20 protein-coding genes are annotated in these 16,529 nt (G+C 65.5%); 5 read left to right on the top strand and 15 right to left on the bottom strand.

Going from position 1 to position 16,529, the window contains the following annotated elements:
* Positions 1 to 146: 146 nt before the first annotated feature.
* The 3 genes from GGQ90_RS08400 to GGQ90_RS08410 are packed head-to-tail and all read right to left on the bottom strand — an operon-like array spanning position 147 to position 2,729.
* Entirely contained in the window at positions 147 to 1,370 is a 1,224-nt protein-coding gene (locus GGQ90_RS08400; RefSeq protein WP_188081718.1) for a Gldg family protein, read from the bottom strand.
* Between the two features lie 6 nt (positions 1,371 to 1,376).
* A complete protein-coding gene (locus GGQ90_RS08405; RefSeq protein WP_188081719.1) occupies positions 1,377 to 1,694 on the bottom strand; it encodes a hypothetical protein in 318 nt (105 codons plus the stop codon).
* Positions 1,695 to 1,736: 42 nt separating this feature from the next.
* The gene (locus tag GGQ90_RS08410; protein ID WP_188081720.1) at positions 1,737 to 2,729 is read right to left on the bottom strand and encodes a cysteine synthase A; all 993 of its coding nucleotides are present in this window, start codon (positions 2,727 to 2,729) and stop codon (positions 1,737 to 1,739) included.
* Positions 2,730 to 2,930: 201 nt separating this feature from the next.
* Here GGQ90_RS08410 and GGQ90_RS08415 point away from each other — a divergent pair, with 201 nt between their 5' ends.
* Together GGQ90_RS08415 and GGQ90_RS08420 are read left to right on the top strand one after the other, a co-directional pair.
* Positions 2,931 to 3,905, top strand: coding sequence for a cell wall hydrolase (locus GGQ90_RS08415; RefSeq protein WP_246428185.1), 975 nt, complete (start codon positions 2,931 to 2,933; stop codon positions 3,903 to 3,905).
* A 370-nt stretch (positions 3,906 to 4,275) separates the two neighbouring features.
* Positions 4,276 to 4,404, top strand: coding sequence for an entericidin A/B family lipoprotein (locus tag GGQ90_RS08420; protein WP_188081722.1), 129 nt, complete (start codon positions 4,276 to 4,278; stop codon positions 4,402 to 4,404).
* Positions 4,405 to 4,439: 35 nt separating this feature from the next.
* Here GGQ90_RS08420 and tatC read toward each other — a convergent pair whose 3' ends face one another.
* The 9 genes from tatC to GGQ90_RS08465 all read right to left on the bottom strand — a co-directional run bounded on the left by tatC (position 4,440) and on the right by GGQ90_RS08465 (position 11,644).
* Positions 4,440 to 5,231 (bottom strand): twin-arginine translocase subunit TatC, encoded by a 792-nt coding sequence (gene tatC / locus GGQ90_RS08425; RefSeq protein ID WP_188081723.1) that lies wholly within the window; start codon positions 5,229 to 5,231, stop codon positions 4,440 to 4,442.
* On the bottom strand, positions 5,228 to 5,689 hold the full coding sequence (gene tatB, locus GGQ90_RS08430) for a Sec-independent protein translocase protein TatB (protein ID WP_188081724.1): 462 nt from the start codon (positions 5,687 to 5,689) through the stop codon (positions 5,228 to 5,230). Before tatB ends, tatC begins: the two co-directional genes overlap by 4 nt.
* Before the next feature lie 26 nt (positions 5,690 to 5,715).
* Positions 5,716 to 5,955, bottom strand: a complete 240-nt coding sequence (locus tag GGQ90_RS08435; protein WP_188081725.1) for a twin-arginine translocase TatA/TatE family subunit — start codon at positions 5,953 to 5,955, stop codon at positions 5,716 to 5,718.
* A 28-nt stretch (positions 5,956 to 5,983) separates the two neighbouring features.
* Positions 5,984 to 6,565 (bottom strand): SMC-Scp complex subunit ScpB, encoded by a 582-nt coding sequence (scpB, locus tag GGQ90_RS08440; RefSeq protein WP_223178183.1) that lies wholly within the window; start codon positions 6,563 to 6,565, stop codon positions 5,984 to 5,986.
* A gap of 8 nt (positions 6,566 to 6,573) precedes the next feature.
* The gene (locus GGQ90_RS08445; protein ID WP_188081727.1) at positions 6,574 to 7,356 is read right to left on the bottom strand and encodes a segregation and condensation protein A; all 783 of its coding nucleotides are present in this window, start codon (positions 7,354 to 7,356) and stop codon (positions 6,574 to 6,576) included.
* 17 nt (positions 7,357 to 7,373) lie between these two features.
* Positions 7,374 to 8,384: a beta-N-acetylhexosaminidase gene (gene nagZ / locus GGQ90_RS08450; RefSeq protein WP_188081728.1), complete on the bottom strand. Its 1,011-nt coding sequence runs from the start codon at positions 8,382 to 8,384 to the stop codon at positions 7,374 to 7,376.
* 55 nt (positions 8,385 to 8,439) lie between these two features.
* The gene (locus GGQ90_RS08455) at positions 8,440 to 9,159 is read right to left on the bottom strand and encodes an SPOR domain-containing protein (protein ID WP_188081729.1); all 720 of its coding nucleotides are present in this window, start codon (positions 9,157 to 9,159) and stop codon (positions 8,440 to 8,442) included.
* A 19-nt stretch (positions 9,160 to 9,178) separates the two neighbouring features.
* Entirely contained in the window at positions 9,179 to 10,906 is a 1,728-nt protein-coding gene (gene argS / locus GGQ90_RS08460) for an arginine--tRNA ligase (RefSeq protein WP_188081730.1), read from the bottom strand.
* A gap of 129 nt (positions 10,907 to 11,035) precedes the next feature.
* Positions 11,036 to 11,644 (bottom strand): hypothetical protein, encoded by a 609-nt coding sequence (locus GGQ90_RS08465; protein WP_188081896.1) that lies wholly within the window; start codon positions 11,642 to 11,644, stop codon positions 11,036 to 11,038.
* Between the two features lie 168 nt (positions 11,645 to 11,812).
* Between GGQ90_RS08465 and ispH the strand changes: the two genes are divergently transcribed.
* From ispH to rnhA, 3 genes are read left to right on the top strand one after another with little or no spacing between them, the layout of a single operon-like run.
* Positions 11,813 to 12,772, top strand: coding sequence for a 4-hydroxy-3-methylbut-2-enyl diphosphate reductase (gene ispH, locus GGQ90_RS08470; protein WP_188081731.1), 960 nt, complete (start codon positions 11,813 to 11,815; stop codon positions 12,770 to 12,772).
* 5 nt (positions 12,773 to 12,777) lie between these two features.
* Entirely contained in the window at positions 12,778 to 13,755 is a 978-nt protein-coding gene (gene thrB, locus GGQ90_RS08475; RefSeq protein WP_188081732.1) for a homoserine kinase, read from the top strand.
* Positions 13,752 to 14,198: a ribonuclease HI gene (gene rnhA / locus GGQ90_RS08480; protein WP_188081733.1), complete on the top strand. Its 447-nt coding sequence runs from the start codon at positions 13,752 to 13,754 to the stop codon at positions 14,196 to 14,198. The genes thrB and rnhA overlap by 4 nt, the downstream gene beginning before the upstream one ends.
* 39 nt (positions 14,199 to 14,237) lie before the next feature.
* Here the strand turns inward: rnhA and GGQ90_RS08485 are convergent, their stop codons facing one another.
* From GGQ90_RS08485 to GGQ90_RS08495, 3 genes are read right to left on the bottom strand one after another with little or no spacing between them, the layout of a single operon-like run.
* Positions 14,238 to 14,414, bottom strand: a complete 177-nt coding sequence (locus GGQ90_RS08485; RefSeq protein WP_004207987.1) for a YegP family protein — start codon at positions 14,412 to 14,414, stop codon at positions 14,238 to 14,240.
* Between the two features lie 21 nt (positions 14,415 to 14,435).
* Entirely contained in the window at positions 14,436 to 15,539 is a 1,104-nt protein-coding gene (locus tag GGQ90_RS08490; protein ID WP_188081734.1) for an NAD(P)/FAD-dependent oxidoreductase, read from the bottom strand.
* Positions 15,536 to 16,489, bottom strand: coding sequence for an alpha/beta fold hydrolase (locus GGQ90_RS08495; RefSeq protein WP_188081735.1), 954 nt, complete (start codon positions 16,487 to 16,489; stop codon positions 15,536 to 15,538). Before GGQ90_RS08495 ends, GGQ90_RS08490 begins: the two co-directional genes overlap by 4 nt.
* Positions 16,490 to 16,529: the final 40 nt, after the last annotated feature.

Below are 16,529 nucleotides of genomic sequence, written 5' to 3' on the forward strand. Positions count from 1 at the left end.
CCCGTCGCCAGAATCGCACATTCGACTCCCGGCGCAAGACTCTCGCAAAGCCTGACTAACCCCAATGTTGGAATATCTACCAAGCATGAGGCGGCCTGCAAAGGGAAATATTGGGTGAAGTTGGGAAAAGCCGGTCAGAAACGGGATTAACCGTTTTTTACTCCTTTCACCAGCCTATTTTCACTTTTTGTTCTCATGCCATTCCGCCCGGAACGGCGGCGTAGCAGCATCAGACCCAGTATCGCCCAGCCTGTCCCAGCCAGAAGCGCCGATCGCAGCCCCAGCCGGACATCCGCGACATCGCGCATCCAGCGGCGGCCATCCGGCATCTTGCCCCCCAGCCATTGCACCACCAGCGCCGGCGTATCCGCACTCCAGGCACGCGGGTCGAGCGGTCGCGCCGGATCGACCAGCCACAGTCGATCGTCGACCAGGTCAGCATCGCCCAGCAGAAGCACTTCCCCGCGCCCGATCCGCAGCGGCAGCGGAACAGCCGCCCCCTGCCCCACCGATGACAGGAATTGCATCCCGGCCATCGTCAAAAGTCGCCCATCCGGCAGGAAATGGCGTATTTCCCGGTCGCGCACCGCCCCGCCCTGCACGCCCCAATGCGCCAGCAAGGGGCCAAGCGCGCCGACCATCGGCGCCCGGCGCCGGTCGCCCAGCGGCAGATCGGAGGGCCAGCGCAGGCGCGGATCTGTGAGCAGCAGCAGCCGGCCGCCATCCCGGACCCAGCGATCGAGCGCGACTAGCGCCTGCGGCGCCATCGGACGGGGCTGCGCCAGCAGCAGGACGGACGCACCGGATGCGGCCAGTGCCTGCGAATCATCGATCGGCCGCACGTCGAACCGGCTGCGCAACAGCGTCACGATCGGCGCGTCCCGCCTTGTCCCCGCCCCACCCTCTTCCCAGAAGAGCGGCAGCGCGGCGATGACGGCGAGCACCGGACGATCAGGCTGGGAGGAAATGGGACGGGCCGGCCCGAAGCCAAGCAGCAGCAGCGCCACGACCAATGCGACAAGCGCCGGCAGCCAGCGCCGCTGCCACAACCAAGCGCCACCGCCGGCCGCCGTCAGGGCCAGCAGCACCAACCCGACCATCGCCCAAAGTTCGGGCATGCGTGCAGCAGCCAGGGCACAGAAGAGCAGCGCCATCCCGGCGCCACCCAGCCCCACCCACAGCGCATGCAGCATATCCTGCCGCGCCAGCCACCAACCCGCCGGCGCCAGCAGCAACAGCGCCGGCCAGCCCCAGCACCATGGGTCCGCCTGCCCCGTGCGCCAGGCAGCCGCCAGACCGGCAAGCAGCATCAGCGTTGCCGGCAGCAACAGGGTGAGCAACTGGGAAAGAAAGCGAGCGAACGGCATCATCGCCGGTCAGGGCGTCTGCGGCGCGGGTTCCTGGTCCATCGGCTTGCGAATCTTGGGATCGGGCTGCAGATCGGGGACGATCGGCGCCATTTCCTGCGCGGGCTGCACCCCCAGTTCGGCAAGCGGCTCCTTGGGCGTGGTGGCGGCGACAGCGGCATTGACGTCGATCGTCGGCACGGCCGGCGGCGCGGACGCAATATCGTCCACCCGCGCCTTGTCGATGACGATATTCGCCAGCCCGACGAGCAGGACGACACCTGCCAGGCCGGTCAGCCCGATCTGAACGCGCTGCAACCCCTCCTGACGGCGGGAATGATCAGCCATGAACATGCTCTATTTTATGCCGCCGCGACCCGTGTCGGCCCGTCAATTGTGCGCGAGCCAGGGGAACACCGTCAAGCCCTTCGATTCGAGCCACTGGCGGTTGTAGAGGGTCGACAGGTAGCGGAAGCCGGTATCGCACAGGATTGTCACGATTTTCTTGCCCGGCCCAAGCTGCTTAGCCAGCGCCACCGCGCCCGCGACATTGATACCCGACGACAGGCCCAGGCACAGGCCTTCCTCAGCCAGCAGGCGACGAACCCACTCCAGCCCCTCCTCGTCGGAAATGCGGAACTGGGCATCGATCGGCGCCCCTTCCAGATTGGCGGTGATGCGACCCTGACCGATGCCTTCGGCCACCGAATTGCCCTCCGCCTTCAACTCGCCATGGGCATAATAATTATAGAGCGCCGCGCCATGAGGGTCGGCAAGCGCGATGGTGATATTCTCGTCATGGGCCTTGAGACCCAGCCCCACGCCGGCGATCGTGCCGCCGGTGCCTGCCGCGCAGACGAATCCATCGATCCGGCCTTCCATCTGGGTCCAGATTTCCTCGGCCGTGCCGATGATATGCGCCTTGCGATTGGCGATATTGTCGAACTGGTTGGCCCAGATCGCCCCTTCCGTCTCTTCGGCCAGGCGGCGCGAGGTGTGGACGAAGTGGCCGGGGTTGGAATAGGGCGCCGCCGGCACCGTCACCAGTTCCGCCCCCAGCGCGCGCAGCGTGTCCATCTTTTCCCGGCTCTGCGTCTCGGGCATGACGATGATCGACTTGTAACCCTTGGCATTGGCGACCAGTGCCAGGCCGATGCCGGTATTGCCCGCCGTCCCCTCGACGATCGTGCCGCCGGGCTTCAGCAGCCCCTTCTCCTCGGCATCATTGACGATGAACAGGGCGGCGCGATCCTTCACCGACGCGCCGGGATTGGCGAACTCGCACTTGGCGTAGATATCGCATCCTGTGGCATCGGACGGACCGGCGAGACGCACCATCGGGGTGTTACCGATCAGGGCGAGGCTATCTTTCTGGAGCAGCATGCACCCCGCATAGCGGAGCGGATGCGTGCTTGCCAAGCAAGGGAATGCAGCGTCGCGAAAAGAGCCGGTTTGCCCGGGCTTCAGACGGCAATCGCCCTGCCCCGGCACGAGGCCCGCCCCATTCCGTGGAGGAATTGGAAAGGAAAATCGGCTATGGACAAGGCCGCGCGGCAATCAGGCCCGCTCGATACCGGCAGGGTGATGCGGCTTTCGCGACAACAGGAACGATGGATCTGGCATGGCGGCCTGGGGGCGCTCGCGCTTGCGGTGCTGGTCGTGCCGCATCTCATCACCGCCGCGCCGCTCGACATGCTGGCCGAGGACCATCATGGCCCCGATCCCGCCGAACAGGCCGGCGCCAATTTCCCAGGCTCCGCCTTCTTCTTTGCCGAGGGTGCCTTTGATCCTGCTCCCGGCGCACTCACCATCCAGAGCCCGCATGTCATGGGTCTGGCCGAGGTGAAGACCGCCCCCGCGACCATCTTTCGCGGCATCACGGCAACCGACAGCTATCGCGCGCTCAACTGCCTGACATCGGCCATCTATTATGAAGCCGGAAACGAGCCGGAGGAGGGCCAGCGCGCCGTGGCCCAGGTGGTGCTGAACCGCGTGCGCAGTCCGCTATGGCCCAACACCGTGTGCGGCGTCGTCTATCAGGGATCGGAACGCACCGACTTCCACTGCCAGTTCACCTTCAGCTGCGACGGCGCCATGGCCCGCCTGCCCAACGCCGTCGCCTGGGTCCGCGCGCGCGGCGTCGCCCAGCAGGCGCTTTCCGGCAAGGCTTATGCCCCGGTGGGCCTCGCCACCCATTATCATACCCTCGCCGTCCGCCCGGCCTGGGCCGCTACGCTGCAACCCGTGGCCGTGATCGGCGCCCATATCTTCTATCGTGGCATGGGCTTCAACGGGACGCCCGCCGCCTTCAGCGACGCCTATCTGGGGCGCGAGCAGATTTCCGGTCCGGCCCACCGGATATGGCCGGCCCGTCCGGTGACACCCGCCGAACTGTTGGGCGCGGGACCGGCAGCCGCCTATGTGCCGCTGCCATCTACCACGCCCCCCACATCGGAGGTCCAGACCATGCCCATTCCGGCCCCGCTCCTATCGACGGACAAGCTGCCGGAATCGACGATCCGCCCCGAATATCGCAACAGCGGCCGGCCGCTCGGCTGAACCGCACCGTCTTTTTCCGCTCGCCTGCGGAAATTATTTTTGGTTAACATTCGATCAACCAGTGAAATGCTTGAAAACATGAGCATTTAAAATTCAGGAGCGGGAGCGGAAATCGGGAACCACCCGCTTTGTCGCTCGTTCTGCATTTCGGATAGCAAATCTTTTGCCCCCCGCTCTTGCTATCCAAAAAATATGAGCCCGGAACGCATCACCCCCCCCCGACGCGTTCCGGGCTCAGACTTTTTCGGGCCATCTTCCCTCGCCATCAAATCGGTGACACGCGGTGGAACCCTTCCTTTCCAGGAATGTTCTGAAACGGTCACCGAATGGCTCGCCATACGGTCGGCCGATAATTCGGAAGGAGAAACCGATGACCAAGACAATCGTCACCGCCCTGCTGCTCACGGGCTCGCTGCTGGTCGCCGCATGCAACACGGTGGAAGGCGCTGGCAAGGATGTGCAGAGCGCCGGCAAGGCGGTCGAAAAGTCGGCCAACTAAGCGTATAAAAAGGCCCGCGAACTGCGGGCCTTTTCTTATGCGGAGGCTTCCTCTGCAGCCGCTTCGGCTGCGGCGCGCTTCGCCTGACTCCGATCGGTGAACCAGATCGCCACCAAGGTGATTTCGTAGAGCAGCAGAAGCGGAATCGCGAGCATCAGCTGCGACACGACATCGGGCGGCGTCAGCACCGCCGCCAGGATGAAGGCGCCCACGATCATGTAGCGGCGCATATCCTTGAGCTGATCGCGCGACACGAAGCCCGCGCGATTGAGCAGCATCAGCAGCACCGGCAGCAGGAAACAGATGCCAAAGGCCAGGATGAACTGCATCACCAGGCCCAGATAGCTGTCCGCACTCGGCAAAGCTTCGACCTGCAAACCGCTGCCATTGCCCTGATAGCCCAGGAAGAAATGGAAGGCGGTCGGCATCACCACGAAATAGGCCAGGCTCGCCCCCAGCGCGAACAGGAAGGGGGTCGCGATGATGAAGGGCAGCAGCGCCTTCTTTTCCTTCGCATAGAGCCCCGGCGCGACGAACGCCCACAGCTGGTTGGCGATGATCGGGAAGGACAGGCAGAAAGCGCCGAACAGCGCGATCTTGATCTGCACGAAAAAGGCTTCGTACAGCTTGGTATAGACCAGCTTGCCGCCGGCATCACCAAAGGCTTCCTTGAGCGGATGCACGAGGATGGCGAAGAGCTGCTCGGAAAAATAGAAGCAGATCGCCCCGGTGATGGCGAGCGCATAGACGCATTTGAGCAACCGGCCGCGCAGTTCGATCAGATGGTCGAGCAAGGGCGCCTTGCTGTCGTCGATATCGCCGATCATGCCGCTGCATCCCCCTGCTTGGGCGCAACGGGCTCCTCTGCGACATAGGGTGGCTTGTCCGCCACCGGCGGCGGTGCAGCCTCCGCCACATAGGGCGGTGCGTCGACCGCGGCAGCAGGCGCCTCCGCCACATAAGGTGGCTTTTCGTTCTGGACCGGATCAGACGGCGCATCGCTGGCCGAAGCATGCTCGATGACCTGGGTTTCGGGAACCTGGGTCTCGGGCGGATGCTCGGCCATGATGCGCTTATTCTGCTCGGCCCATTTCTTTTCCAGCTCCTCCAGCTCGACTTCGCGCACCATGGCATCGATGCCGGTGCGGAAATGCCGGGCCATGCCCTGCGCCTTCCCCACGATCTGCCCCACCTTGTAGAGCGCACGTGGAAGATCCTTTGGCCCGATCACGATCACAGCAATGATCACGATCACCAGAAATTCGGACGAATCGATGCCAAACATGCGCGACTACCAGCCTGCGTTAGAGATCAGGCCTTGGTCTTTTCTTCGGTCGCGCTCGGCGCGTCCTGCTCGGGCACGCGATGGCCCTCGATCCGGGTTGCCGGCTTGGCAGAAGTTGCCTCATCCTCGTCGTCGGCCATGCCCTTCTTGAAGCTTTTGATACCCTTGGCCACGTCACCCATCAGGCCGGAAATACGACCGCCACCGAACAGCAGCATGACGACCAGGAGCACGATCACCCAGTGCATCAGCGAGAAAGAACCCATTTTCACATACTCCTGAAAGGAGGCCTTTCTAGGCCTCTTCCTCATCCTTTTCCAGAACGGATTGGCCGCCCAGACCCTCCAGCGCCAAATCAACCGGATCCAGCAGCCCTGCAGCCCGCAAATCGTCCAGACCCGGCAGGTCTCGGCGGCTGCTAAGGCCAAAATGTGACAAAAACTCTACGCTCGTCGCATAGATGAGCGGGCGTCCCGGCACTTCGCGCCGCCCCACAGGGCGAACCCAGCCCGCCTCCATCAGCACATCGAGCGTGCCCTTGGCCACCTGAACGCCGCGAATCGCCTCGATCTCCGCCCGGCTCACCGGCTCATGATAGGCGATGATCGCCAGCGTCTCCATCGCCGCGCGGGACAGCTTGCGCGTCTCGTCCCGTTCCCGGCGCAAGATATGCGCCAGGTCGGCGGCCGTCTGGAAATGCCAGCGCCCGCCCCGTTCGACCAGATTGACGCCGCGCCCGGCATAATCCTGCGCCAGCCCGGCCAGCGTCGCGGGCAGGTCGCCGCCATCGCCGACATGGGCGCGCAGTTCGACGGGCGTCAGCGGTTCCTCCGCCGCAAACAGTGCCGCCTCCACCGCGCGCGCGAAATCATCCATCTCCCGGATCACTGCAACTGCTCCCATTGATCGCCCGACAGCGCCGCACGCAGGTAGATCGGCTCGAATATTCCGTCCTGGCGTATCTCCACCCGCCCCTGCTTGGCCAGTTCCAGCATCGCGACGAAACTGCTGGCCAGCGCCGATTTTGCCATCGGCCCATCGCGATCGTCGGGCAGGAAGGATTCCAGAGTCGTCCAGTCGAGTGCCGACCCCACCAGCGCGCCGACCCGCCGGATCGCCTCGTCCAGCGTCATGACCGGTCGCACCGCCACCATATGGATCACCGGCTGGTTGCGCGCACGAATCTGGCCATAGGCCTGGATCAGTTCATAAAGGCTGGCGGTCCATTTGGGCCGGCGCACCATGTGCAGCCCCTCGGGCCGGGGGCGGACAAAGACGTCGCGCCCGATCCGGTCGCCGGCCATCAGTCGCGCGCCCGCCTCGCGCATCGCGTGCAGCCGTTGCAGCCGCAATTGCAGCCGCAGCGCCATTTCCTCGGGCCTGGGTTCGGGCTGCGCCTCCCTGGGCAGCAGCATCGCCGATTTGAGATAGGCGAGCCAGGCCGCCATCACCAGATAGTCGGCGGCCAGTTCCAGCTTCAGCTGCCGGGCGCCATCGACATAGGCCAGATATTGCTCGACCAGCGCCAGGATGGAAATTTCGCGCAGATCGACCTTCTGCGTCCGCGCCAGCGCCAGCAACAGGTCGAGCGGCCCCTCCCAGCTTTCGAAGCTGACGGTCAGAACCTCGGCGGGCGTCGCGGCCGGGGCGGTGAAGAGATCGTCCATCGCCCCCGCGTCCGCGATCAGGCCGGAACCAGCGCCAGCAGCGTGTCGCGGGTCGCCAGCAATTCTTCCATCGGCGGCAGGTCGGCGACATGGGCCGACGCCATCGCCCGATCGAGCCGCGCCCGCGCAGCCGGCGTGATCTCCGACAGCAGATTGGCGATGCCGACCATATCATCCATTCGCCCCCAGCAATTGAGCGCCAGGTCGCACCCGGCCGCGACCACGCCGGCGGCCAGTTCGGGAATCGAGCCCTTCAGTGCCTTCATGTCGAGATCATCGGACATCAACAGCCCGTCAAAGCCGATCCGCTGGCGAATGATGTCCTCGATCACGATCGGCGACAGGCTGGCCGGCCGGTCGGCATCCCATGCGGTGTAGACGACATGGGCCGTCATCCCCATCGGCGCGGCCTTGAGCGCACGGAACGGCGCCAGGTCGGTTTCCAGTTCCTCCGTCCCGGCATGGACGACCGGCAGTTCCAGATGGCTGTCGACCAGCGCGCGGCCGTGCCCCGGCATATGCTTGACGATGCCCACGACATTGCCGTCGGCCAGCCCCTCGATCACCGCGCGGCCAAGCGCCGCGACCCGCATTGGCTCGGCGCCCAGCGTCCGGTCGCCCATGATGTCGCTCGCCCCCTCCTGCCGCACGTCCAGCAGCGGCAGCGCATCGACCGTGATGCCAACCTCCGCCAGCATCAGCGCGAGCGCCCGCGCATTGGCCCGCGCCGCCGCGATCGCGCTGGACGGCGCAATGTCATAGAGGCGGTCGAATACGGCGCCGGCAGGAAAGCTGGGCCAGACCGGCGCCTGCATCCGCGCGACCCGGCCGCCCTCCTGATCGATCATGATCAGCAGATCGTCGCGCCCGTGCAGCGCGCGCAGTTCGTCGGTCAGCGCCCGCACCTGCGCGCGATCGGCAATGTTGCGCTTGAACAAGATATAGCCGGCCGGCTGCGCCTCGGCAAAGAAGGCGCGCTCGTCGGCGGTCAGGGTTTCGCCGGATAGGCCGAAGATGACGGGTTTCATGACGCCGATGCTAATGACTAAGGCGCGGGCTGTCGACGCCCGCGCCCTGTTTGGGTCAATTGACGATGATGCAGCTTTCGCCCGCGACCTTCAGCTTGCCGCAAACGGTGCCCGCCTGCCCGCCGGCGCTGGCGCGCAGGCGATAAACGGTGCTGCCGCCCACTTCGGCCGGCTCGACCGACATGGCGAGCGGCGCCAGATAGGCAAAGCGCTTCGACAGGCGGCCCCAGGCATCCTTGGCGCCCGACGCGCTGCCATAGGCACCCAGCTGGATGACGCCGCTGCCGGTCGCCTTGGGCGTGGCCGCCTTGGGCGCGACCCTGGTCTCGTCCTCGACCTTGGCGGTGACACTCTGCGCGGGCTTGGCGGGAACAGCGGGCTTGGTGCCTGCGGGGGCAGCGCCGGTCGGGGTGATCGGCGCCTCGGGCACGCGGCTCGGGTCGATCTGGCCATCGCGCGCCACGCCCTCGCTCGCGGCGAAGCTGGCATCGCCCTCGCCCTGGAACTTCTTGGCGTCGGCCTCCTTGGCCGCGACCTTGTAGTCACCCTGCGGCGCGGCGATCAGTTGCCCTTCGCCCGCGCCACCGCCATTGCGGTTCTGCATCCACCATACGCCCGCGACCACCGCACCGATCAATGCCAGCCCCAATATGATGAGGCCGAGCAGGCGCAGGGGCGAAATCCGCTCCTCATCCGCCTCGTCGAGCGCAGGTTCCAGCCAGGGCAGCCGGTCCTCGTCATCGAGGTCAAGTCGCCCACGTGCATAGTCACCCATTATCGAAACTCCGCTCGGCTCACTGCATTTCGGTCAGCGCGACCACGCCCATCAGGGCAAGGCCGTTGCGGATGATCTGCCCGATTCCGCGGCTCAAGAAAAGCCGGGCCGAGGTGAGGGCCGGATCGTCCGCCAGCACGACGCGCGCGCGCGGATCGTCATTGCCCATATTCCACCAGCCATGGAAGGCCGAGGCTAAGTCATTGAGATAGAAGGCAATGCGATGCGGTTCGCGGGCCTGAGCCGATCCTTCGACGACGCGCGGGAACTGTGCCGCCAGCTTCACCAGGTTCAGCTCCGCCGTCCCAAGCAGGGACAGGTCGGGCGCGGGAAGATCGATCCCGGCCTCCTGCGCGCGGCGGCCGAGCGAGGAAATGCGGGCATGGGCATATTGCACATAGAAGACCGGATTGTCCTTCGAGGCTTCCACCACCTTGGCGAAATCGAAGTCCATCTGGGCATCGGCCTTGCGCGTCAGCATGGTGAAGCGGACGACATCCTTGCCCACTTCGCGCACGACATCGGCGAGCGTGACGAAATTGCCGGCGCGCTTGGACATCTTCACCGGCTCGCCGTCGCGCAGCAGGCGGACCATCTGGATCAGCTTCACATCAAACCGCGCCTTGCCCTCGGTCAGGGCGGCGACGGCGGCCTGGATGCGCTTCACCGTGCCGGCATGGTCCGCGCCCCAGATGTCGATCAACTGGTCGGCGGTCTGCGCCTTCTGGAAATGATAGGCCATGTCGGCGCCGAAATAGGTCCAGCTGCCGTTCGACTTCTTGATGGGGCGATCCTGATCATCGCCAAATTTGGTCGAGCGGAACAGCGGCAGTTCCACCGGTTCCCAATCGTCGGGCAGTTCGCCCTTGGGCGCTTCCAGCACGCCGTCATAGACCAGGTCATGGGCGCGCAGCCAGGCTTCCGCCTGTTCGGGCTTGCCCGCCGCCTGCAACTCGGCTTCCGACGAGAAGACGTCATGGACGATACCAAGCTGCGCCAGATCGCTGCGGATCATGTCCATCATCTTCGCGACGGCAAAAGTGCGGAACAGGACCAGCCAGTCGCCCTCGGGCGCGCCGACGAACTTGTCGCCATATTCGGCCGCCAGCGCCTGGCCGACCGGCACCAGATAATCGCCGGGATAGAGACCTTCGGGGATCGCGCCGACATCCTCGCCCAGCGCTTCGCGGTAGCGCAGATGCGCCGAACGGGCGAGCACGTCGACCTGGCCGCCGGCATCATTGATATAATATTCGCGGATCACCTTGTGCCCGGCATATTCCAGCAGGGTGGCGAGCGCGTCGCCAACCACCGCGCCGCGGCAATGGCCCATATGCATGGGACCGGTGGGATTGGCCGAGACATATTCGACGTTCACGGTCGTGCCCGCGCCGAAGTCGGACCGGCCATAATCGGCGGCTTCGGCATGGATCGCTGCCAGTTCGGCACGCCAGGTCGGGTCGGTCAGGGTCAGGTTGATGAAGCCGGGACCGGCGATGCTGGCCGCCTCGACCTCATCCAGCGCCTGCAGCTTGGTCACGATCGCATCGGCCAGCGCGCGCGGATTGGTGCCGGCGGGCTTGGCCAGCACCATCGCGGCGTTGGTGGCCAGGTCGCCATGGCTGGGGTCGCGCGGCGGCTCCACCGTCACCGGCTTGCGGTTGAGGCCGGCGGGCAGCGTGCCTTCGGCCTCCAGCGCGTCGAGCACGGCATCGAGATGGGCGGTGAAACGGGTGTAAAGGGACACGGGCATTTCCTTCAACTCCGTTCGCCCTGAGCGAAGTCGAAGGGCCAGGCTGAACGGAGTGAAGCACTTCGCTTCGCTCAGTGGCGGGCTTCGACTTCGCTCAGCCCGAACGGAAACAAATCAACGGGCTTAACGGGTCGCGTTATATTTGAGCTGATCCTGGGTCAGGTTGAAACCCACGAGCAGCTCGAAGCTGGTTCGCTGCAGCGCCGCCTTGACGTCCGGCTGGGCGAAGGGGTCGATCGCCGCATCCGCATCGCCCGCCTTGCGCTTCTGCGTGATCTTCTGCTGGATTTCCGGCGGCAGCGTGGCCGATGCCTTGTCGACATAGGAGCCCGCCGTTGCGGTCGCGGTCGCGCGATATTCGCCCGGCGCGAAGTTCAGCGTGACCTGGCCGATCCGCTTGGCCACCACGGCACTGCCCCCGCGCACGATCGCGGAGAAATAGGGCAAGGTCACCTGGCGCGCGGCCGCCGCATCATTACGACGCGCGTTCACCACGAAGGTCGCCTGGGTATAGAGCTGCGCGCCATCCGAACAGGTCGAACGCAGGTCGGTGATATTCGCCACCACGTCGATCGCGGAAGCATCGCGGCTCTGGGCCGGATTGAACAGGGTCACGTCACCGGTATAGGCCGGGATCGCCGCCACCGGACAGGCCGAACGCACCGTAACAATACCGCCCGTGGGGTCGATTTCCCCCCGGCGCGAACAGCCGGCAAGGGCAAGGGCGAGCATTCCGGTCAACGCAATTCGGGACAATGTCACAGGCAGCAATTCCTCAGCATGCCCCTTAGACAGAGGCGTCCGGCTTCCTTATCCATCCCCCGCCGCCCACGCAACACAAAGCGCGGCGATTTCCGTTCGCCCCTTCCTTCCCGCGCAACATTGCCCTAAGCCGCGCCCATGACGCAGAGCCCCGCCCCTCGCCCGCCGATGACCCTGTTGATCGCCGCCCCACGCGGCTTTTGCGCCGGTGTCGACCGCGCGATCATCATTGTGGAACGCGCGATCGAGAAATATGGCGCGCCAGTCTATGTCCGCCACGAAATCGTCCACAACAAGTTCGTGGTCGACAGCCTCAAGGCCAAGGGCGCGATCTTCGTCGAGGAACTGGACCAGGTGCCGGACGGGGTGCCGGTGGTCTTTTCCGCCCATGGCGTGCCCAAGGCGGTGCCGGCCAAGGCGGAGGAGCGCGGCCTCGACTATCTCGACGCCACCTGCCCGCTGGTCAGCAAGGTGCATCGCCAGGCCGAACGCATGGTGACCGCCGGCCGCCATATCCTGTTCATCGGCCACAAGGGCCATCCCGAGGTGATCGGCACCTTTGGACAAGTGCCCGAGGGGACGATGACGCTGATCGAGACGGTCGAGGATGCCGAGGCGCTGGCCCCGGTCGATGCCGAAAACCTTGCCTTCCTGACCCAGACCACATTGTCGGTCGATGACACCGCCGCGATCGTCGCCACGCTGCAGCGCCGTTTCCCGTCGATCATCGCGCCCAAGGGGGAGGATATCTGCTACGCGACGTCCAACCGCCAGACTGCGGTCAAGGCGATCGCCGGCCGTTGCGACGCCGTTTATGTGATCGGCGCGCCCAACAGCTCCAACTCGCTGCGCCTGGTCGAGGTCGCCGAGCGCGAGGGCACGCCCGCCCGGCTGATCCAGCGTGCAGATGAGATCGACTTTGCCTGGCTGGAGAGCGTGTCGACGCTGGGCCTGACCGCCGGCGCATCCGCACCGGAGGTTCTGGTGCGCGAAGTTGTAGACCGGATCGCCGAACATTTTGCGGTGACCGAGGAACAGGTGGAAACGGCGCAGGAAACCATATCCTTCAAACTCCCGCGCGGGCTGGAGGCCGCATAAGCGTCATGGCCGTCTATACCCACGTTCCCGCCGAAGAGATCGACGCCTTCCTCACCCGCTATGACGCCGGCCGGCTGGTGTCCGCCAAAGGCATCGCCGAAGGGGTGGAAAACAGCAATTATCTGCTCGAAACCACCGGCGCAGACGGCAACGGCCATCGCTATATCCTGACCCTCTATGAAAAGCGGGTGGATGAGGCGGACCTGCCCTTCTTCATGGACCTGCTCGACCATCTGGGCGCGCGCGGCTGCCTGGTGCCGCGCTTCATCGCCGACACGGATGGCAAGCGGCTGCAACAGCTGGGCGGACGCCCGGCCTGCCTGATCGAGTTCCTGACCGGCATTTCGGTGACCGAGCCGACCCCGGCCCAGGCACGCGCCTGCGGCGTGGCGCTGGGCGAACTGCACAGGGCGGCGCAGGGCTTTGCCGGCGAGCGACGCAATGCACTCGACAAGGATGGCTGGCACGCGCTGGCCGCCAGGTGCGGCGACGATTTCGACCAGATTGCGCCGGGTCTTGGCGCCCGCGTGGCGGAGGAACTGGCCTTTCTCGACGCCCACTGGCCCGCCGACCTGCCGCGTTCGGTGATCCATGCCGACCTGTTCCCGGACAATGTCCTGATGCTGGGCGATGAAGTCACCGGCCTCATCGACTTTTATTTCAGCTGCACCGATATCCGCGCCTATGATCTGGCCGTCACCCACAGCGCCTGGTGCTTCAGCAATGACGGCGCCACCTGGTATGGCGACCGCGCAACCGCGATCGGCCAAGGCTATGCCGCCGCCCATGGCCTGACCGATGCGGAACGGGCCGCCTTCCCGATCCTGTGCCGGGGCGCGGCACTGCGCTTCCTGCTGACTCGCGCCTATGACTGGATCAATACGCCGGCCGATGCGCTGGTGACGCGCAAGGATCCACTCGCCTATCTGCGCCGCATGGATTTCTATGCCAAGGCCGATCCGGCGGAGCTGCTCGGCGCATGAGCGACCTGCCGCAAGTCCAGATCTTCACCGACGGCGCGTGCAAGGGCAATCCCGGCCCCGGCGGCTGGGGCGCGGTGCTGCGCTTTGGCGACCAGGAGAAGGAAATCTCTGGCGGCGAGGCGATGACCACCAACAACCGCATGGAGATGATGGCGGCGGTCGAGGCGCTCAACACGCTCAAGAAACCGTGCCAGGTGACACTCTATACCGACAGCAAATATGTGATGGACGGCATCACCAAGTGGATCTTCGGCTGGCAGAAGCGCGGCTGGAAGACCGCCGACAACAAGCCGGTCAAGAATGTCGAAATCTGGCAGGAACTGGTGAAGGCCGCCGCCCGGCACAAGCTGGACTGGCAATGGGTCAAGGGCCATGCCGGCCACCCGGAAAATGAGCGGGCCGACGCGCTGGCCTCGGCTGCAGCGGAAAGCTTCCGCAAATAGGGACGGACGGGGAGGTTGCCCCTCCCCGCACCGCGCGGATTATTCGGCCTCTTCGATCGGCGCGCCGGGGCCGTTCTTCAGGATCGACTCGATCGCATTCTTCGCGCTCGCCTTGGAGCTGTAGCCCTCGGTCCAGAAAATGATCTCGGCATTATATTTGAACTTGGCCACGAACTCGCCGGCCTTGTTCTTTTCGATCACGAACTTGTGCGCCATCATGCTCTCCTGCTGGTTACGCTATCGAAACCGTCCGGGAGCATAAGCAGCGACATCGAGGCTGGCAATCGCCTCCGGCACGGCCTTGCCGGTCAACAGGCTGGCCCCCAGCAGCGCGGCCGCCGGGGCGGTCTGGATGCCGAAACCGCCCTGCCCCGCGAACCAGAAGAAGCCCTCGATCTCCGGCTCGAAGCCATAGACCGGCACCCGGTCCGGCGCGAAGCTGCGCAGCCCCGCCCATTTGCGCTCGACCGCCGCGATGCGCCAGTCGACCGCCGCCTGGAACCGGTCGATGGCCTGCGCGATCGCCAGTTCCTCGGGCGCGGCGTCGCAGGCGGGCGAGGCGACCTCGTCATGCGGCGTCAGCCATATCCGCCCTTGCCCCTCGGGCTTGAAATAGAAGCTGCCCTGCATGTCCATCACCAGTGGCAATTCGCCTGCCGGCATATCTTCCAGCCGCAGTTGCACCACGGTACGGCGATAGGGCGTGATGCCGACTGGCGCGACGCCGCAAGCCCGCGCCACATCGTCCGCCCAGGCCCCCGCCGCATTCACCAGCAGCCCGCATTGAATCATCCCGTCGCGCGTCTCGATCCGCCAGCCGTCGCCCTGCCTCTCGGCATGCTCCAGCTTCGCACCCAGCCGGATTTCGCCGCCCAGCTCGCGGAACCGGCGCAGATAGGCCTGATGCAGCGCCCCGACATCGATATCACGGCAACTCGGCTCCAGCACGCCCAGCGTCCATTCGGGCCGCAGCCCCGGAACCAAGCTGGCCGGCGCCACCGGCTGCAATTCGACGGCTCCGGCAAAGTCGGCCAGCAGCGCGTCGCGCAGCCCCTCGTCCCCGGCCCGGCCGATATGCAGCGTCCGGCGCGGCGACAGGAAGGAGCGGTCGAAGAAATCGGGATCGGGCGATTCCAGCAATTTTCCCGAAGCGGTAGTCAGCGGCTGGACCACCGGCCCACCATAGGTTTCTTCCCAGAAGGCGACCGATCGCCCCGTCGCATGATAGCCGGCGCTGTCCTCCATCTCCAGGATCAGCACCCGCGCCGTTTCCGCCAGCGCCGCGCCCAGGCTGGCGCCTGCAATCCCGCCACCGACAATCACGATATCGGGTCTGTTCAACGGGCAACCTCATCCAGGAAACGATCGATCCGTCCCAACGCGTCCAGCCGCACCGGGTCAAGCTCGCGCAGGATTTCATGCGCGGCCTCGCGCCCATAGACATGCAGGCGGGCATCGGGCAAGCGCGCCGCGATCCGCCGGATCGCCGGTGTCGCGACCAGTTGATCGCGACAGGCGGCCAGGAACAGGGTCGGCACCGCGATTCGCTCCGGCCCGTTTCCCGCCTCCAATGCGCGAGTCGACTCGAGCGCCAGCCGCACCCAGTTCCAGCTCGGCGGTCCCAGCGCGATGTCCCGGCTATGGTCCCGCCACCAGATTTCATCGGCGTAGCGATCCGGGTCATGGGTCAGCCGCTTCTGCCGCATCTGGCGTTGCCGATCGCTCTCCTCCTTCTGCGTCCAGGCCCGCTTCTCGCCCCGGCCGATCGCGCACATGAAGCTGGCGATCGCCACCGCCAGCCAGCGCGGCAGAGGGGCCGTATGCAGCCCCAGCATCGGTGCCACCGCCACTGCGGCATCCGGTTCGGCCAGTCCTTCAGCCAGCGCCCGCAACAGCATATGGCCGCCCATGCTGTGACCCAGCATGACCGTCGGCCCACTGCCATTCGCCCGCCAATCACTTGAAAGCGCGCGCAAATCGCCCATCCATTGAGTGAAGTCGTCGATATGACCGCACAGCGGATCGTCGGTCAGCCGGCCCGATCCGCCCTGCCCACGCCAGTCGAAGCTGGTCACCGCCCAGCCCCGCTGCGCCCAATGGTGGATCACCTCCAGATATTTCTCGATCATGTCGCCGCGACCGTTGAGAAGCAGCATCCTGCCACGGGTGCCGGCGCCCAGCCGATAGCGGCGGATCGGCCAGCCATCGGACGCATGCCAATAGTCCAGCTGGCCACCCATGGGCCAGGCGCGACGATCAAGGGCGGGGGACGGGAAGATCGGCGAATCCATCAGCCATGGTTACGGTTTGGTAAAAAATGGCAACGCTTTT

This window comes from Sphingobium scionense, from assembly GCF_014197035.1.
Classification (GTDB): Bacteria; Pseudomonadota; Alphaproteobacteria; order Sphingomonadales; family Sphingomonadaceae; genus Sphingobium; species Sphingobium scionense.